At 41.4% G+C, this 18,493-nt stretch carries 20 protein-coding genes and 2 riboswitches; of the genes, 14 read left to right on the forward strand and 6 right to left on the reverse strand.

Going from position 1 to position 18,493, the window contains the following annotated elements:
• Positions 1 to 138: 138 nt before the first annotated feature.
• Positions 139 to 284: riboswitch (cobalamin riboswitch) on the forward strand.
• Positions 285 to 403: 119 nt separating this feature from the next.
• The 7 genes from PQ461_RS11250 to PQ461_RS11280 all read left to right on the forward strand — a co-directional run bounded on the left by PQ461_RS11250 (position 404) and on the right by PQ461_RS11280 (position 9,452).
• Positions 404 to 1,375, forward strand: coding sequence for a ribonucleoside-diphosphate reductase small subunit (locus PQ461_RS11250; RefSeq protein ID WP_274205605.1), 972 nt, complete (start codon positions 404 to 406; stop codon positions 1,373 to 1,375).
• A 94-nt stretch (positions 1,376 to 1,469) separates the two neighbouring features.
• A complete protein-coding gene (locus tag PQ461_RS11255; protein ID WP_274205606.1) occupies positions 1,470 to 3,869 on the forward strand; it encodes a ribonucleoside-diphosphate reductase subunit alpha in 2,400 nt (799 codons plus the stop codon).
• A 75-nt stretch (positions 3,870 to 3,944) separates the two neighbouring features.
• Positions 3,945 to 4,148, forward strand: a riboswitch (cobalamin riboswitch).
• A gap of 93 nt (positions 4,149 to 4,241) precedes the next feature.
• Complete coding sequence (locus PQ461_RS11260) at positions 4,242 to 6,260, forward strand: TonB-dependent receptor plug domain-containing protein (RefSeq protein ID WP_274205607.1); 2,019 nt, start codon at positions 4,242 to 4,244, stop codon at positions 6,258 to 6,260.
• A gap of 10 nt (positions 6,261 to 6,270) precedes the next feature.
• Positions 6,271 to 7,347 carry a YncE family protein gene (locus tag PQ461_RS11265; protein WP_274205608.1) on the forward strand — a complete coding sequence of 359 codons (1,077 nt, stop codon included), beginning with the start codon at positions 6,271 to 6,273 and terminating at the stop codon, positions 7,345 to 7,347.
• A gap of 51 nt (positions 7,348 to 7,398) precedes the next feature.
• A complete protein-coding gene (locus PQ461_RS11270; protein ID WP_274205609.1) occupies positions 7,399 to 7,977 on the forward strand; it encodes a DUF6580 family putative transport protein in 579 nt (192 codons plus the stop codon).
• 58 nt (positions 7,978 to 8,035) lie between these two features.
• The gene (locus PQ461_RS11275; RefSeq protein ID WP_274205610.1) at positions 8,036 to 8,734 is read left to right on the forward strand and encodes an SIR2 family NAD-dependent protein deacylase; all 699 of its coding nucleotides are present in this window, start codon (positions 8,036 to 8,038) and stop codon (positions 8,732 to 8,734) included.
• Positions 8,727 to 9,452: an adenine nucleotide alpha hydrolase gene (locus PQ461_RS11280; RefSeq protein ID WP_274205611.1), complete on the forward strand. Its 726-nt coding sequence runs from the start codon at positions 8,727 to 8,729 to the stop codon at positions 9,450 to 9,452. Before PQ461_RS11275 ends, PQ461_RS11280 begins: the two co-directional genes overlap by 8 nt.
• Here PQ461_RS11280 and PQ461_RS11285 read toward each other — a convergent pair.
• Both PQ461_RS11285 and PQ461_RS11290 read right to left on the reverse strand, forming a co-directional pair.
• Positions 9,449 to 9,697, reverse strand: a complete 249-nt coding sequence (locus PQ461_RS11285; protein WP_274205612.1) for a hypothetical protein — start codon at positions 9,695 to 9,697, stop codon at positions 9,449 to 9,451. The genes PQ461_RS11280 and PQ461_RS11285 overlap by 4 nt on opposite strands.
• The gene (locus PQ461_RS11290; RefSeq protein WP_274205613.1) at positions 9,694 to 10,404 is read right to left on the reverse strand and encodes a DUF3291 domain-containing protein; all 711 of its coding nucleotides are present in this window, start codon (positions 10,402 to 10,404) and stop codon (positions 9,694 to 9,696) included. Before PQ461_RS11290 ends, PQ461_RS11285 begins: the two co-directional genes overlap by 4 nt.
• Before the next feature lie 73 nt (positions 10,405 to 10,477).
• Here PQ461_RS11290 and PQ461_RS11295 point away from each other — a divergent pair, with 73 nt between their 5' ends.
• The 6 genes from PQ461_RS11295 to PQ461_RS11320 are packed head-to-tail and all read left to right on the forward strand — an operon-like array spanning position 10,478 to position 15,001.
• Entirely contained in the window at positions 10,478 to 10,954 is a 477-nt protein-coding gene (locus PQ461_RS11295) for a GAF domain-containing protein (RefSeq protein WP_274205615.1), read from the forward strand.
• Positions 10,954 to 11,601 carry an alpha/beta hydrolase gene (locus PQ461_RS11300; RefSeq protein WP_274205617.1) on the forward strand — a complete coding sequence of 216 codons (648 nt, stop codon included), beginning with the start codon at positions 10,954 to 10,956 and terminating at the stop codon, positions 11,599 to 11,601. The genes PQ461_RS11295 and PQ461_RS11300 overlap by 1 nt, the downstream gene beginning before the upstream one ends.
• Positions 11,598 to 12,200, forward strand: a complete 603-nt coding sequence (locus PQ461_RS11305) for a DNA-3-methyladenine glycosylase (RefSeq protein ID WP_274205618.1) — start codon at positions 11,598 to 11,600, stop codon at positions 12,198 to 12,200. The genes PQ461_RS11300 and PQ461_RS11305 overlap by 4 nt, the downstream gene beginning before the upstream one ends.
• A gap of 54 nt (positions 12,201 to 12,254) precedes the next feature.
• A complete protein-coding gene (locus PQ461_RS11310) occupies positions 12,255 to 12,761 on the forward strand; it encodes a pyridoxamine 5'-phosphate oxidase family protein (RefSeq protein WP_274205619.1) in 507 nt (168 codons plus the stop codon).
• 46 nt (positions 12,762 to 12,807) lie between these two features.
• Entirely contained in the window at positions 12,808 to 14,094 is a 1,287-nt protein-coding gene (kynU, locus tag PQ461_RS11315; protein WP_274205620.1) for a kynureninase, read from the forward strand.
• Positions 14,095 to 14,098: 4 nt separating this feature from the next.
• Positions 14,099 to 15,001, forward strand: a complete 903-nt coding sequence (locus PQ461_RS11320) for a histone deacetylase family protein (RefSeq protein WP_274205621.1) — start codon at positions 14,099 to 14,101, stop codon at positions 14,999 to 15,001.
• Here the strand turns inward: PQ461_RS11320 and PQ461_RS11325 are convergent.
• The 4 genes from PQ461_RS11325 to PQ461_RS11340 are packed head-to-tail and all read right to left on the reverse strand — an operon-like array spanning position 14,998 to position 17,893.
• Entirely contained in the window at positions 14,998 to 16,377 is a 1,380-nt protein-coding gene (locus tag PQ461_RS11325) for an MATE family efflux transporter (protein ID WP_274205622.1), read from the reverse strand. The genes PQ461_RS11320 and PQ461_RS11325 overlap by 4 nt on opposite strands.
• 48 nt (positions 16,378 to 16,425) lie before the next feature.
• The gene (locus PQ461_RS11330; RefSeq protein ID WP_274205623.1) at positions 16,426 to 17,049 is read right to left on the reverse strand and encodes an RNA-binding domain-containing protein; all 624 of its coding nucleotides are present in this window, start codon (positions 17,047 to 17,049) and stop codon (positions 16,426 to 16,428) included.
• Positions 17,050 to 17,517 carry a GNAT family N-acetyltransferase gene (locus PQ461_RS11335; RefSeq protein ID WP_274205624.1) on the reverse strand — a complete coding sequence of 156 codons (468 nt, stop codon included), beginning with the start codon at positions 17,515 to 17,517 and terminating at the stop codon, positions 17,050 to 17,052.
• Positions 17,518 to 17,521: 4 nt separating this feature from the next.
• On the reverse strand, positions 17,522 to 17,893 hold the full coding sequence (locus PQ461_RS11340; RefSeq protein ID WP_337993466.1) for a DUF4442 domain-containing protein: 372 nt from the start codon (positions 17,891 to 17,893) through the stop codon (positions 17,522 to 17,524).
• Between the two features lie 369 nt (positions 17,894 to 18,262).
• Between PQ461_RS11340 and PQ461_RS11345 the strand changes: the two genes are divergently transcribed.
• Positions 18,263 to 18,460 carry a hypothetical protein gene (locus PQ461_RS11345; RefSeq protein WP_274205626.1) on the forward strand — a complete coding sequence of 66 codons (198 nt, stop codon included), beginning with the start codon at positions 18,263 to 18,265 and terminating at the stop codon, positions 18,458 to 18,460.
• Positions 18,461 to 18,493: the final 33 nt, after the last annotated feature.

The raw sequence follows: 18,493 nt of genomic DNA on the forward strand, positions 1-18,493 counted from the left end.
AAAGGCAATGTTAATAATTAGCCTGTGTAATCAGTTCATTTCAAACTTATTAAATTGTTTTTGATGTTAGCAAATTGTTATTTGTTAAAAACTTCCACATCAGATTTAGACACTTTAATGGTAGCTTTGAACTAAGTTCTAAACAACAATAATTTCGGTTTGCAGTAAGCTTGAAAAGCTAATGTGATCAAAAGGGAACCGTGCGAAAATCACGGGCTGACGTGCAACTGTGAAATGGCCTCAGGGCTATACAGCCAGACACCTGCCGGACTTATTAATTGTCAAAACTTTCACGAAATAAGGTTTTGTCAAGAGCCTCATAGCCGCCTCACTTACAAAGGTAATGGCGTTTCTGTCTCTTGTCAATTCCTGCAGCTTTATTAAGAAGATTAAGTTTATTGTTATGCCACAGGAAGAAGTATTGCTACAGGAAAACAAAGATCGGTTTGTGATCCTGCCCATTAATTATCCCAAAGTTTGGGAGATGTACAAAAAACATGAAGCCAGTTTCTGGACTGCCGAAGAAATAGATTTGGGCGGCGACCAAAAAGACTGGAATAATCTTAACGATGGTGAACGCCATTTCATTTCGCACATCCTGGCGTTTTTTGCTGCCAGTGACGGTATTGTTAACGAGAACCTTGCCGTTAACTTTATGAGCGAAGTGCAATTACCGGAAGCACGTTGTTTTTATGGTTTCCAGATCATGATGGAAAACATCCATTCAGAAACTTATGCTTTGCTAATTGATACATACATTAAAGACAGCGCAGAAAAAGACCGTTTGTTTCATGCAATTGATACTGTGCCATGTGTTAAAAAGAAAGCGGAGTGGGCCTTACGCTGGATTGAAAACGGCTCGTTTGCCGAGCGCCTTGTGGCTTTTGCTGCGGTTGAAGGTATCTTCTTTTCTGGTAGCTTCTGTTCCATCTTCTGGCTTAAAAAACGTGGCTTAATGCCGGGCTTAACCTTTAGCAATGAGCTCATTAGCCGTGATGAAGGTTTGCACTGCGAATTTGCCTGCCTGCTTTACAGCATGCTTAACAATAAACTTCCGCAAGAACAGGTACATGAGATCATTCGCGATGCTGTGGCCATTGAGAAAGAGTTTATTACCGATGCGCTTCCTGTAGACCTGATCGGTATGAATTCGCGCCTGATGCAGCAATATATCGAGTTTGTGGCCGACCGATGGCTGGATGAATTAGGTTATACCAAAATCTACAACGCTACCAATCCATTCGATTTTATGGAGATGATATCGTTGCAGGGCAAAACCAACTTCTTTGAAAAACGCGTAGGAGACTACCAAAAAGCAGGCGTATTATCTGCAAATAAAGAAACACAGGCGTTTTCGCTTGACGAGGATTTTTAAACCTCACCCAACCCTCTCCTATAGAAGAGGGATATTATTAATGACTATCAAAAAAATCAAAATAGCTCCCCTTTAGGGGAGTAAGGAGGGGTAAATGTTTGTACTAAAAAGAAACGGAAACAAAGAGAGCGTTAAGTTTGACAAAATCACTGCGCGCGTTCAAAAGCTGGCTTATGGTTTAAGCCCGCTTGTTGACCCAATTGATGTAGCTAAAAAGGTAATTGAAGGTTTGTATGATGGTGTTACCACTACAGAGCTGGACAACCTTGCAGCTGAAACAGCAGCTTCACTAACCACTAAGCACCCGGACTATGCCTTGCTTGCAAGCCGTATAGCCGTAAGTAACCTGCATAAGAATACCATTAAGTCGTTCTCAGAAACGATGCGTAATCTTTATGATTACACCGATGAAAAAACAGGCCGTAAAATGCCATTGATTGCAGACGATGTAATGGATGTAATCAACGAGCATGCTGCTACGCTTGATAGCCACATTATTTACGACCGCGATTTTGGTTTTGACTACTTTGGCTTCAAAACGCTTGAAAAATCATATTTATTAAAAGTAAACGGCCAGATTGCCGAACGCCCTCAACACATGTACATGCGTGTTGCAGTAGGTATCCACAAATCAGATATCGACAGCGTTATCAAAACCTACAACTTAATGAGCGAGCGTTGGTTTACTCACGCTACACCGACATTATTTAACGCAGGTACACCAAAACCGCAAATGTCATCATGCTTCCTGCTTTCAATGAAAGATGATAGCATCGATGGTATTTATGATACACTGAAACAAACTGCAAAAATTTCACAAAGCGCAGGCGGTATCGGTTTAGCTATACACAATGTACGCGCTACAGGCAGCTATATCAGCGGCACCAACGGTACAAGTAATGGTATTATTCCGATGCTGCGCGTGTTTAACGATACTGCACGTTATGTAGACCAGGGTGGTGGTAAACGTAAAGGTGCGTTTGCAGTATATCTTGAGCCCTGGCATGCAGATGTATTCGATTTCTTAGACCTGCGTAAAAACCATGGTAAAGAAGAAATGCGTGCACGTGATTTGTTCTACGCACTTTGGATGCCCGACCTGTTTATGAAAAGGGTAGAAGAGAACGGCGACTGGAGCTTGTTCTGCCCACATGAAGCACCAGGATTATCTGAATGTTTCGGTGAAAAGTTTGAGAAGCTATACAGTCAATATGAAACTGAAGGCCGCGCACGCAGAACTGTTCGTGCACAGGAACTTTGGTTTGCTATACTTGATTCACAGATTGAAACCGGCACACCGTACTTATTATATAAAGACGCAGCCAACAGCAAGAGCAATCAGCAAAATTTAGGTACCATAAAAAGCAGTAACCTTTGTACCGAAATTATGGAGTATACCGATGCTAATGAGGTAGCGGTATGTAACCTGGCCTCACTTGCATTACCACGTTTTGTAAACAACAAAGAATTCGACTTTGAGAAACTTTACGAAGTAACTTACGAGGTAACTAAAAACCTTAACCGCATTATCGATAACAACTATTATCCGGTAGAAGAAGCACGTTATTCAAACTTACGCCACCGTCCAATCGGTTTAGGTGTACAAGGTTTGGCCGACGTTTTCATTATGCTTCGTTTGCCGTTTGAAAGCGAACTGGCAAGGGTATTAAACAAAAACATCTTTGAAACCATTTACTTTGCTTCAATGACAGCAAGTAAGGACCTGGCCATTGAGCAAGGCGCTTACGAAACCTTCAAAGGGTCACCGTTGTCAGAAGGTAAGTTCCAGTTCGACTTGTGGAACGTTGCACCAACCGATCGTCATGATTGGGCAAGCCTGCGTAAAGAAGTTGTTAAGCACGGTGTGCGTAACTCTTTACTGGTTGCGCCAATGCCTACTGCATCTACTTCGCAAATCTTTGGTAACAATGAGTGTTTCGAACCTTATACCTCAAACATTTACACCCGCAGGGTATTAAGCGGCGAGTTTGTGATTGTTAACAAACATTTATTGAAAGATCTTGTAAACCTTGGTTTGTGGAACAATACCATGAAGAATAAGATCATTGCAGCAAACGGTTCTATCCAGCATATCGACGAGATCCCTGCTGATCTTAAAGAACTTTACAAAACCGTTTGGGAAATTAAACAAAGAAGCCTGATTGATATGGCGGCAGATCGTGGCGCATTTATCTGCCAGTCGCAATCACTTAACCTGTTTGTTGACAGCCCTAACAATGCTAAGCTGACCTCGATGCACTTCCACGCATGGAAACGCGGTTTAAAAACAGGTATGTATTACCTGCGTACACAAGCAGCTACCCAGGCAGTACAGTTTACTGTTGAAAAACAAGGCAGTAAAGAGATGGAACCGGTTATACCAGCGCCAGAAGCATCAAACGTACAAATGAATGATTTAGACAGCATTGAACTAACCCAAACCAGCGGCCCGAGCTGCAGCATGGAAGAAGGTTGCGTTACCTGCTCATCTTAAGATATTTGTTTCAACCTACTCTTTAATTACCAACCCGGATGTAACAAAACATCCGGGTTTTGTTTTTCTATTTAGTACATTTGCACCGCTTTTAGGTTCTTTACAATACCTGTAAAGATTAAAAGGGAATCCGGTGTAAATCCGGAGCTGTCCCGCAGCTGTAAGTCCGGCTTAGTTAATTAAGCCTGTTGAACATCACGCCACTGTTTACGCTCGAAGTAACGGGAAGGCATCAACACAAGGACGAGCCAGAAGACCTGCCAAAAGTTTAGTTATTCACAGCTTTCGCGGACTGAAGCTTGGATGAAATGCCGTATTGCTATTGCAGTATTTCTATTCAATTATCTTTCGTGTTGCTGGCTTTTAAATAAAATGAAAAAGGCAGTAAGGCATATTTATATCCATAGCAAACCAAAAATGGTGATGCTGGCTGCTGCTTTAATATTTATTTCAGGAATTGCTAAAGCGCAAAAGGATACTACAAAAAAGCTAAAAGAGGTAAACATCAATGCTAACCGTTTGCCAAATGTGCAATCGGTAACACCGTCGCAGCAAATTAATAGTACGGATTTTAAGCATTATGCTGCTTTAACAGTTGCAGATATTGCCAATAATTTTGCCGGTGTTAATGTACGCGATTACGGCGGTATAGGCGGATTAAAAACTGTTTCTGTGCGCAGCCTTGGCGCTAACCATACCGGCGTTTTGTATGATGGCGTACTGCTAGATGATGCCCAAAACGGACAGATAGATCTAGGTAAATTCAACCTTTATAATATACAATCAATCAGTTTATATAATGCACAGCTACCAGGCATAGTACAACCGGCAAGGGCATTTGCTTCGGCGAGTATTTTAGATATTAAAACTGTACGGCCAGTACTTACAGCAGATAAACCTTATAAAATATTGGTGGGCAGCAATGTAGGTTCATTCAGTTTAATTAACCCGTACTTGCAGTGGCAACAACGTATCAGTAACAGGTTGTCGTTTATTATAAATAACAATTATACCAAAGCTGATGGCCATTATAAATACAAAGTCCATGGCGACGGAAGCGATACCCTGTCAACCCGTACCAATACTGATGTAAAAGCCTTACAAACAGATGCTTCTTTATATTGGACAAAAAGCGACAGTAACCGTTTTAAAGCACAGATTAACTATTATAATAGTGATAGGGGCTTACCCGGGCCGGTAATTTATTATACACAGACATCAAACCAAAGATTAAAAAATCGAGATTTTCTTGCTCAATCATCTTATGAATATTTTGCAAAAAGCAGTTTCCATCTGTTGTTAAATGCCAAGTATTCGCAAAACTATCTGAATTATTTAGACCCGGATTTCTTGAATAACAGCGGCGGTGCTAACGAGCATTATACTCAACATCAGTTTTACCAATCTGCCTCGGTAGGTTACCACATCAAACCTAATTGGGAAGTTGCCTATGCCATTGATGGTATCATTACTAATTTTGATGCCGATGTTTTCAAGTATGCTTTTCCGACACGATATACATTACTTAATTCAATTGCAACCGATCTTAGCTTCGGCAAATGGCATTTTCAAGGCAACCTGTTATATAATTACCTTACCGATCATGTAAAAACAGATAAAGCTGGCAATGATGTGTCCGCTTTATCACCAACAATTGCTGCTACGTTTCAACCTTCAAATCCATCCTTTCAGCTAAGGGCATTTTATAAAAGCATTTTCCGCAATCCGACATTTGCCGAGCAATATTATTATGCTGTAGCCCCGCGTGACTTAAAGCCTGAATACACTAAACAATATGACTTAGGTGCAGCTTGGAAAAAAAGCTTTGACGGAGTACTAAGCGATATTGCGCTCACAGCAGATGCCTACTATAATTATGTACGTAACAAGATCATTTATTTACCTACGCGCTCTCCCGAAACTCCATCGGCAACAAACTTGGGCAGCGTAGATATTAAAGGCCTAGATTTAACTTTAAAAAGCCGTTTTGTACCTGCAATAGGTTGGTTGGCATTACTAAATGTCAACTATACTTATCAGGATGCTATAGATGTAACTAATCCGAATGACAGCTTTTATCTTGATCAAATTCCTTATACGCCAAAAAACTTATTGTCTTTTAATACAGGCATAAACCATGGACAGATTGGTGTGTATTATACAGCCACATTTTCTTCATCAAGATACTTTACAAGCAATAACACCCCTGAAAATTACCTGGCAGGGTATAAGGTAAGTAATGCTTCATTAATCTATAACTTCATGCTAGGGCATAAACTATTAAATGCATCTTTTGAGGTAAATAACCTTTTCAATGAAGACTATGTGGTCATACGAAGTTACCCAATGCCTGGGCGGTCATACAGGCTTTCTTTTCAAATAACAATTTAATCATATACAAATGAAAAAAATCTCTATCAAACAATTACTCATCGCATTTGCTGCAACAGCATTGCTGTCTGCTTGTCATAAAGATAAAAATGATCCAACGCCTGACACACCCGGGTCGCAACGCGCAGGCGTTTACATTCTAAATCAGGGAAACTTTGGTGGTAATAATGGCAGTCTTACGTATTATGATTATACATCGAAAAACCTTACGGCTGATATTTTCTCAAGCGTTAATGGCAAAGGTTTGGGAGACACGCCTAATGACATTAAAATCTATGGTTCTAAAATGTACATTACTGTAAATGTTTCGAGTACAGTAGAAGTACTGAATCCAAAAACAGGAAAAGAGATCAAGCAAATAGCTTTTACAAACGGCACAACCAACCGTCAGCCACGCAGCATCGCTTTTTATAAAGGCAACGCATTTATTACCTCTTATGATGGCACAGTCGCAGTGTTAGATACTGCTACACTTACTGTAAGTAAATACATCACGGTAGGGCGTAATCCGGAACAAATGGTAGTTTCCAATAACAAACTATATGTAGCTAATTCTGGCGGATTATCATTCGGCAACCCTGATAAAACTGTATCAGTTGTTGACTTAACTACATTAACAGAAACTAAAAAAATAACTGTTATAGCTAACCCGGTATCAATGGCAGCAGATGCTTACGGCCATGTGTATGTGGTTTCAACGGGTGATTACAATACTATTTTACCGGGTTTATCAATAATTGACAACACTACAGATGCAGTTACCTCACAAAACAGTGTAAATTTTGGTTACGGCAGCCCTATAATTGTTAATGGAGATATTGCTTATTATTTCACATCAGATAATAAAGTTGCAACCATAAGTACAAAAACGCCAACAAGTGCACCTGCATCTTTTATTTCAGATGGCACTACTTTTACCGCAGCCTATGGTTTAAATGTAGACACTTCAACAGGAGAAGTATTTGTAACAGATGCGCTTGATTACAAATCAAAAGGTAACCTTGTAGCTTTTGACAAAAATGGTAAAAAAGAGTATGTTCTAACCGTAGGTATTAACCCAGGCGCAGTAACCTTTGTAAACAAGTAGTATTTTTATTTAGGCAGATTAATCAGTAAATTCGCATTACCAATTAAGGATATGTCATTACAAAAAATCAATATCAGAAACGCTGTGCTCATCTTAATGATTGTTGCTGCGGCTGCAATGCGTTTAGTAAGCTATAAATACCAGTTTTTAAGCAACTTTACACCAGTTGGTGCCATGGCTTTATTTGGCGGTGTTTATTTTAACGACAAGTGGAAAGCTTATTTAGTGCCTTTTGTAGCACTTTTTGTAAGTGACGCTATTATCAATTACCTGTATACTTCTAAACTGGTATTGTGGTACAGCGGTTCTATCTGGGTATATCTAAGCTTTTTTGCAATGGTATTTTTGGGTAGTTTGATTAAAAAGGTTAACGTAGGTAACGTTGTGCTTGCCTCATTAGCTGGTGTGTTAATCCATTGGTTACTTACTGATATTGATCCATGGTTAAACGGAACAATGTATGCTAAAGGCATTAATGGTTATTTCCAGTCGCTCGTAGCTGCTATTCCGTTTGAGAAAAACATGGTACTTGGCGATGCCGTTTTCGGAATCATTTTGTTTGGCGGATTTGAACTGGCAAAAAGCAAATACACTGTATTACGCAGCAAGCAGGAACTTGCAGCTGCTTAACTAAAAGATACATTAAACTAAAAGCGATGAATATTCATCGCTTTTTTTATTTCTGCTTATGAAGAAGATTGTAGTGCTTACAGGCGCCGGCATCAGCGCCGAAAGCGGTTTAAAAACTTTTCGTGACAGCGACGGACTTTGGGAAGGTTACGATATTAACGAAGTAGCTACCCCCGAAGCATGGCAGCGTAACCCCGCTTTAGTACAAGACTTTTATAACCAAAGGCGCAAATCTGTTCTGGAAGCCGAACCTAATGCAGCGCACTATGCCTTGGCTAAACTTGAAGAAAAGTATGATGTAACCATCATCACCCAAAACATAGATAACTTGCACGAAAGGGCAGGGTCTACCGATGTGCTTCACTTACATGGTATTATTACCAAGTCGCAATCAAGCATAAACCCTAACCTTACTTATGACATTGAAGGCTGGGAGCTGCGTATGGATGAGGTATGCCTTTTAGGTTCGCCGCTAAGGCCGCATATAGTATGGTTTGGCGAATCTGTGCCGATGATTGAGCCTGCCGCAAGAATTTGTACAGAAGCTGAAATATTTATATTGGTTGGTTCGTCGCTTGCAGTTTACCCGGCCGCAGGATTAATTAATTATGTGCCTAAGCCAACACCAAAATACATTGTTGATCCGGTTATTCCGGATGTTAAGCTGCAAAACCTGATCAGGATCACTGAAAAAGCAAGTATGGGTGTCGTGGCACTGGTGAATGAACTCATGAATGATGCAGCCGGTAATGAGTAAGATCAATTGTATTTTCAATTGGAGCGGTGGTAAAGACAGTTCACTGGCTTTATATTATGCACTTCAAAATCCTGAGCTTGAAATTAAATATCTGGTGACTACCATCAATGATGCCGTTAACCGCATATCTATGCATGGTGTGAGAGAGGAGCTTCTGATTAAACAAGCAGAAAGTATCGGCATTCCGCTATATCAGATCCGCTTGCCGGAAATGCCGGGCATGGCGGAATATGATGCGATTATGCATCAGCACCTCACTAAGTTTAAGGGTGAGGGTGTAACGCACTCTATTTTCGGAGACATTTTCCTGGAAGACCTGAAGGCATACCGTGATACACGTTTAGCCGAAGTGGGCATGACAGGTATTTACCCGCTTTGGAAAAGGGATACCACGGAGTTGATCCATGAATTTCTCGAATTAGGTTTCGGCACCGTCATCGCCTGCACACAAGAAAGGTTAGGCGACTTTGCAGGGAAAGAAATCAATCATGATCTGATCGCTTCTTTGCCTGCGGATGTAGATGTTTGCGGCGAAAACGGCGAATTTCATACCTATACATTTAAGGGGCCGATATTTAAACAGCCTATTGCCTACCAAACAGGGGAGAAAATATTTAAAGCTTACCAGGCGCCAAAAGATGTTAACGACAGCTGTGTAAGTCCGAAAAGTGCACCCAAAATTGCCGGTTTCTGGTATTGCGACCTGCTGCCTGATTAATAATTATAGCGGAAGTAAGTTTCCTTAAAGTCTTTTTGCATAGCAACAAAACGCTCATTAACTGTTTTTAGGAAAAGTTCATCCAGTATTTCAAAAACGCTGTTAACACCATCGGTAAGGTCTATCTCGGGTATTTTATAAATTTGTTCAAGCGCACCTTTTTCTATCTTGATAATAAACTTTTGGTTCATGCTCATGATCGTGATCTTAAAATCAGGATGCGGTAATTCGGCTACAATTCTCATTTCGTTTCAAATTTAAGCATTCCTTTTAAAGGATCTGTTCCCTGCAATGTGCCAAAAGTTGCAACCGGCTTAAAACGTGCAAACAGTTCTTCGCTGTACCAGTCTTCACTGCGGGTTTTCTTGATCACTTCTGCATGTTGACGCGAACGATAAGCAAAGTCCTTAACATCATCCAGGCTTTCCCAAATAGAGAATGTAGCCTGACGATAGACCGGTGCTTCGCCAATACCGAAAGACGTGATGTAGCCTTTGGCAGCCGTCATGATATCGGCAACGCTGTCAACATTGGCCCAAAAGTTTTTAGTGCGGGTTGGCCTTATAGTAGCTCTGGTTAAAACAGCCACAGGCCCGGTGTAATCATTTACATTAGCAGTACCAAAAGGTTGCTTGCCGTCCCACTTACCGTGGCTTTGCAAAGGTTCGCAAAGCATGGTCCACTGTTCATGTGTGAATAACCGCCACCAACCGGATATGAACGACGATTTATAAAATTTGTCGAAGTCTTCTTTGGACTCCCATACGGCCAGCAAGCCCCATTGCTGCCAGTCGGGGTTAAGATCAAAAGTACCGTTTTTACCGCTACCCAGCAATTTCCAGAATTTGCATCCATGCTGCAGCATTAATGGCAACCGGTGAATTGCCATAGCAAAAAGTGCAACAGGGATAAGCGGTTTCCGATAGCGGACGATAGTGAGGCTGGTGATCATTACCGCGAAGTAAGCCAATAAATATGAGATTATACTTATCAAATAACCGTTGCTGTGTTATACTTTTGTCATTATGGCCGAAGATTTAAAAATTATAAACACTACAGATAAGGCGGAGCAATACCAGTCGCTGATTCCGCAAATTGAAGCATTGATTACCGGGGAAGAAGACTTGGTTGCTAACCTGGCAAACGTTGCCGCTGCACTTAAAGAGCAGTTTAAATGGTTTTGGGTAGGTTTTTATCTGGTAAAAAACGATGTACTTGTTTTGGGTCCTTTCCAGGGACCGGTTGCCTGTACCCGCATTGCCTATGGCAAAGGGGTTTGTGGCGCAGCATGGGCACAGCAAGAGATATTGGTAGTGCCTGATGTAGACCAGTTCCCGGGGCACATTGCTTGCAGCTCTTTATCAAAATCAGAGATTGTTGTACCAATGGTAGAGGACGGACAAATTTGGGGTGTGCTTGATGTGGACAGCGAGGAATTAGCGCAGTTTGACGAGGTTGATGCCAAATACCTGGAACAGATTGTGCAATTGATCAAATTTTAATGGTTAAAGCATTCCTGATATCCGGACTTGGGGCAGATTACCGCCTGTTCAAAAACATCGAACTAAAAGGTTATCATGTTATTTACGCAGATTGGATTGCACCAGAGAGTTCGGATACATTAGCAACTTACGCTACCAAGCTGATTCAGGAATATCACATTAAAGATGGCGATGTGGTTATCGGGGTTTCATTAGGAGGGATGCTTACTGTTGAAGTTGCCAAGCAACTCAAAATTAGCAAGGCAATTCTTATCTCATCCATCAAGACCATTGACGAAGCGCCCTGGTATTTCAAGTTATTCAGGCGTGTGCCGGTTTATAAGATTATTCCGTCTGCCTGGATGACGAAGGTAGGCTTTCTGATCAGGCCTGTATTTGGTAAAATGAGCAGTAGGAATACGGAACTGTTTAAATCAATGCTCCGGAATTCTTCACCTCATTTTATTAAATGGGCAATGGGCGCAGTGCTGCATTGGAACAACAGGATTATACCGCAAAACGTGTATCACATTACTGGAAGTAAAGACCTTGTCTTCAATTTTAAAAACATTAAAGGTGCAAAAATCATTAATGGTGGTACGCACATCATGATCTACAATAAAGCAAAACAGATTATGAACTGGTTAGATGAGGTATTAAAAACATGAAAATTCCAGATAGTTATTATCATTCTGATGATGTGGTTGCCCTGAGCCGCGACCTGATTGGCAAGTATCTGTTTACCTCATTTGATGGTGTAGTTACGGGCGGGTATATTGTTGAAACAGAAGCTTATGCCGGAGTTGTTGACAGGGCGTCGCACGCCTATGGCAATCGCCTTACACCACGTACACAAACCATGTATATGCAGGGCGGTGTAGCATATGTTTATCTGTGCTATGGCATACATGAAATGCTGAACATTGTAACCGCTGCTGAAGGACGGCCACATGCTATACTGATACGTGCAATTAATCCAACGACTGGTATAGACATGATGCAGTACCGCCGCAACATGGCTGTGGTTAAGCCTAATATTACTTCGGGTCCGGGATCTGTTGCTAAGGCTTTGGGTATATCACGCAAAATCAATGCGATTACACTGCAAAGCGAAACTTTGTGGCTGGAGGATAGAGGCTTGTCATTTAAAGATGATGAAGTGGCTGCCGTACCCAGGGTAGGCGTTGATTATGCAGGCGAAGATGCCAAGTTACCTTACCGTTTTTATGTAAAAGGAAATCCTTATGTAAGTAAGCCTAATCGATAATTTTTTAAATCAAAATTAAATTTCATGGGTTATATGTTAAACAATTATCAACTTATGGAATACGAAGACGAATTGAAAAGGCTTGAAAATATTGAGAAGCTTCGAGGAATGATTGATAAGATCAAAACCTGCATGCTGACCACTTATGATACCCATCAAGAGTTTCATAGCCGCCCGATGGGAACTGCCCAAGTAGACGTAGAAGGTAATATCTGGTTTTTCACCAATGAATTTTCACCTAAAGTGGCTGAGATTTCATTAGAAAATAAGGTATCACTTACCTATGCCGACACTTCTAATCACGTTTACATTGCTGTTAACGGTACTGCTTATGTGGTAGACGACCGCGAAAAAATGAAAGAGCTTTGGAATCCGTACGTAGAGATTTTCTTTCCGGATGGTATAGATGATCCGGCACTTAGCTTACTACGCATCGATACCGAGTCGGCCGAGTATTGGGATGGAAGCGCCAGTAAAATTGCATTGATATTTAAAATGATTAAAGCGGCAGTAACCGGCAAAAAGTATGAAGCAGGCGATCACGAAAAGGTCGACTTATAACATAAAGGCAGATGGTTTTCATCTGCCTTTTTTGTATCATTGACGCATGGATTTTAGCAATGACCTGGCGTTTGCACAAACGCTTGATGAAGCCGATACGCTTAAAGATTTTCGTTCACAATTCTGGTTTCCACAGCATAATGGCAATGACGCCATATACTTGTGTGGCAATTCTTTAGGGTTGCAACCTAAACAAACACAAGAAGTAATAGCAGGCCAGTTAACCGCCTGGAGAAACTACGGGGTAGAGGGTTGGTTTGAAGGGGAAGAACCCTGGTTGCCTTATCATAAAAAGCTGGCACCTCTTCTTGGTCAAATTGTGGGTGCAAAACCCGAAGAGGTTACTGTCATGAATTCGCTAACGGTTAACCTGCACCTGTTAATGGTTAGCTTTTATAAGCCTGCCGGTAAACGATACAAAATCATCATGGAAGGCGGGGCATTCCCGTCTGACCAGTATGCGGTTGAAAGCCAGGTACGATTTCATGGCTACGATCCGAAAGATGCCGTTATTGAACTTTTCCCTCGCGATGGAGAAAATACCTTACGAACAGAAGATATCACCAGCTCTATAGATACCAATGCAGAAGAATTAGCTTTAGTGTTTTTTGCAGGTATAAACTATTACACAGGGCAGTTATTTGATTTGAAAGCCATTACAGAAGCCGGACACAAGGCCGGCGCGTATGTCGGCTTCGATCTTGCGCACGCTGCGGGCAATGTGCCATTGCAGTTGCATAATTGGGGTGCCGATTTTGCCTGCTGGTGTTCTTACAAATACATGAATTCCGGTCCCGGTGGTATAAGTGGAGTATTTGTTCATGAAAAGCACCACAACGATCAAAGCCTTAATAGATTAGCAGGGTGGTGGGGATACAAATTAGACGAACGTTTTAAAATGGTTCCGGGCTTTAAACCTGAATTAGGAGCCGACGGCTGGCAGGTGAGTACAAGCCCCATCCTGTTGATGGCAGCGCATTATGCCGCTTTGCAGCTTTTTGAAAAAGCTGGTGGCATAGAGGTATTAAACGATAAGAGCCGTAAGCTGACTGCTTATCTTGAATTTTTAATAAACGATGTTAATGCTCAGATTGGTGATGAACTATTTAAGATCATTACGCCGACAGATACTGCACAGCGTGGCTGCCAGTTATCTATAATCTGCAAACATAGCGGTAAAGCCATATTTGATTATCTGGTAGCGAAAGGTGTAATTGGCGACTGGCGCGAACCTGATGTTATACGAGTAAGCCCTGTGCCTTTATACAATAGCTTTGCAGACGTTTATTACGCTGCAAAATACTTGCTTGAAGCAGCACAGCAGTTTAAATAATCACATGCTTAAAATAGCCTACGATCCTATATATGCACATCCGTTGCCCGAAGGGCACCGTTTCCCGATGTTGAAATATGAGCTGATACCAGGCCAGTTACTGCATGAGGGATTGATCACCAGTGATAACCTGTTCTCTCCGGAACCAATGGATGAAGAGGTTATACTTTGGACACATGAGCAAAGCTATTGGGAACATCTACGTGATCTGACTCTGCCTGCCAAAGAGCAAAGGCGCATAGGGTTTCCATTAACGGCAAGGCTCGTCGAACGTGAGATCAGGATAGGACAGGGCACTATAGACGGATGCCACTATGCTTTCGAAAATGGAATTGCGTTTAATGTAGCTGGTGGAACTCACCATGCTGGCATCAACTGGGGAGAGGGCTTTTGCCTTTTAAACGACCAGGCAATGGCTGCAAATTACCTACTGCACCACAAAATGGCGCAATCCATCTTAATTGTTGACCTCGACGTACACCAGGGAAACGGAACCGCACAAATTTTTGAGCATAATCCGGCAATATTTACTTTCTCAATGCATGGTGATAAGAACTTCCCATTCAGAAAAGAAAAATCGAGCCTTGATATTCCGTTGCCGGATGGTACAAATGGTGATAGCTTTCTTGGCATTTTATATGATACCCTGCCATCATTGATTGAAAAGACGGAGCCCGATTTTATCTTTTATCTTTCCGGGGTAGACGTATTAGAGACAGATAAATTAGGCAAGCTAAACCTCACCATTGAAGAATGCAAAATGCGCGATCGCTTTGTGTTAGAGCAATGCAAAAACTATAATATCCCTGTGCAGGTTAGTATGGGCGGCGGTTATTCAACCAATATCCGCGACATTGTTGAGGCGCACTGTAACACGTATAGAGTTGCTATGGACCTGTACTTTTAATCGCGCGCAATGATTACCTGCTCATGAAATTCATGGTGCTTGCTAATATTCCTGAAACGGAAATATAATAATACAGCAGCCGTGAACAAGCCCAATACCAATCCAAACCAAACACCCATCACACCCATATTGAAGTGCAACCCAAGCAGGTAGCCAACCGGTATGCCTAATACCCAATAAGCTAAAAATGTAATCAAAGTAGGTATGTTTACATCGCCCATACCACGCAAAACACCCAAGCCTATTACCTGTGCGCCATCAAATAACTGAAACACTGCTGCAACAATAAGTAACTGTGCTGCAATTGCTATTACAGCTTTATCTGTAGTATATATCCAGGGCAACCAGTGGTTAAACACCAGGAATATGATAGCCGTAATACCCATAAATGCAAGCGCAATATGATAACTGGCTATGGCAGATTGCCTTAAACCAATAAAGTTTTTTGCGCCAAATAGATTACCCGACTTTATTGCCGCAGCAGCAGATACGCCATTAGCAACCATATAAGTTAAAGCCGCCATATTTAAAGCTATCTGATGTGCAGCCTGTGGCACGGCACCCATCGTGCCGATGATGATAGCTGCACCGCTAAACGCGCTAATTTCAAACGTGAACTGCATAGCTACAGGCGCACCAATTTTTATGATCTGCCGAATGCGCGATCGATCAATATTGCTCCATAAGAAGCCTTTGAGGTAGTCTTTAAAACGTGGTGAGCGCAACACATAGACCGACATAGCAATAGCCATCAGGCAACGGTCGATAAGTGTACTTAGACCTACTCCGCGGACACCCATTGGTGGTATCCCAAACATACCCTTAACCAGTACAATACCCACAATGATATTAATGACGTTACCCCAGATGGATATGGACATGGATTGCCTGGTAAAGCCCAGTCCCTCAGCAAATTGTTTAAAGGTATTGAAGATGAGAATAGGAATTACAGATATACCCATCAATTTCATGAATGGTTTAGCCTGTGCCACTACGGCTGGCGACTGATCCAGGTGATCCAGCATGGGCACTGCTGCAAAATAAATCAAGGCAAATAACAAGACGCCTGTAATCAGATTGATCAGGAAACTATTGGCTAATAATCTTCCGCATTCAATTTTATCATTCTTGCCGTTTTGCTGTGCAATAAGCGGTGTTAACCCGTAAGCCACCCCCATACCCACCACAATAATGATCATGAACAAACTATTCACCAATGCCACAGCGGCAAGGGCTATGGTTCCGGCAAACTGGCCCACAATAATACTATCAGAAGTTTGTACAAGTATTTGCCCCAACTGCGAAATAACTACCGGAATAGCCAGTTTAAGGTTATCGCGGTAATGCGGCTTGTAAGTAGAAAAATACTGTTTCATGATGGCGGTGGAATGGAGCCGCCAAATGTAAGCTTTTTGCTATAAATATTAGCTTGATGTGTAAAACTCTTCTTTCTCGGTAGTATTTACGCGTATCACGCCGGATAAAACCAGATTAACAAGTATGCGCTGTGCACGCCTGCGGCTCATGTTCAACAACTGGCAGTATTCTTTTACCGTAATACGCTCGTTAGTTTCCAGGTACTCAAGCAATGCTTTTTCTTTCGATGAATATTCTATCAGTACACCACTATCATCGCCTGAGCGTTTAAGCACGTCAACAACAATTTTGCTGGCTAAAACGCTTTTATCTTTCACCCGAACATACACCCACCATTTGCCGTCTTCACCTAAGGCGTAATGTGGTTTACTGTCGCTTTCTTCAATGTCAACAACTAATACAAGTTTATCATCCACATACACTTCCTCAAAAGCCGGTTCCAGTGCAGGCCTTGCATAAAAATGTGCGGCTTTGGTAATCATATACCGTTCTTCGTCTTCCGACTTAACGCCTTTTATCGTACCATCATCCAGTATGCCAATAAGCAGCCTGCCGCCTTTGTTATTAGCAAAGGACACCATGGTTTTGGCTATTTTTTCGCAGCTGGTGATCGTTTTTTTAAAATCCTGTGTTACAGTTTCACCCTCGTAAATCAGTTTCCTGATGTTCATTTAATTCCCTTCGTTCTGTTGTATGTACGGCCTTCTGATCTCCATCCAGTCCTGCGGTTTGCTGATCGGCACAAAACCATATTGGCTGTACAAGCCATGTGCTGTTGATGTAGCTAAAGACCATCTGCGCAAACCCTGTAAATCAGGATGCGACATTATCTCACTTACAAGCCATTTACTAAGCCCTCTACCGCGATGCGCTTCATCAATAAATACATCGCAGATGTAAGCAAAAGTACCATAATCTGATATCACCCTGGCCATACCTACTGTAACGCCATTGTGATAAACCCCAAATAACAGTGAGTTTTTTACAGCGGTTTCAAAGCGCTCTCTGGGCATACCGATTGCCCAGTATGAGCGGTTGGCTATCATATCAAAAGCTTCATCTATATCAAATAACGCTTTGTCTGTAGAGATCAGATAGCCTTGAGATAATAACTGGTGAATATTAGGTAAGGTTGGCATTGTATTACGGTAATAACGGGTTCAAATTACGAATGTACACTTCAATACCAACTATTACACATACCTCCCCGAATTTATTACGGATGTTGATAGGGAAGGTCTTAGCATATTTACCATCATTGGCGTTGATGATCTGCTCGGCTTCCAGTATATCTTCGTTAGTAATGTTAATTTCAAAAAACATATCCGTATGTCCGGGTTTTAAAAACTGCACCTGGGCTGATTTACTCCACACAGCAATCTTGTAGCCTTTTTTAATAAATATCTGGTGAAATAATACAGGTACAAAAGGATCTGCGGCAGCAAACAAAGTCCCTCCGAATATCGAACGGTTATAATTTACATTCAATAAACTCTTATTTACTTTAACAGCCATGCTGCGAAAATCTGCTGAAATGTGACACACCCATATCCGTTGAAAAAACAGTGGGGGATAAAAACGCAAACCCCATTTTAACCAAAAAGCTGTCACTTGCATACGCTATAAATATCAGCATTTAGGATTATAACCGCATTATTATTTTATGAAAAACAAAATTCAAATCCGCTTCTACATATTAATCTTTATGTTTAGATAACATATATAAATTACTCATTAACAATATATATTTCTTTTAAAGAAAATAGAAATTCGAGTACAAAAACATATTCATCAGGTAGTTATTATTGTATTGATATAAAACATTTAACAACAAAACGGCGTTATGCGTTTGGCATCTAATTGATTAACAGACAAAAGAAAATTATGAAAAATCAGATTTTGAAATTAGCTGTAGCTGCAATATTTGCAGGCAGCATAGCTACAGGCTGTAGCTCAGAAAAGTCGGCCAGCAGTGGTTCTGACAGCACCAAAATGGACTCGACGAAAACCACCACTACAACTACTACTACAGACAGTACAATGCGTGATACCACTAAAAAGGATACCACAAAAACTCCGTAAAAAATCAAAGGCTTAGCAAAACTGCTAAGCCTT

It is taken from the genome of Mucilaginibacter sp. KACC 22063, from assembly GCF_028736115.1.
Classification (GTDB): Bacteria; Bacteroidota; Bacteroidia; order Sphingobacteriales; family Sphingobacteriaceae; genus Mucilaginibacter.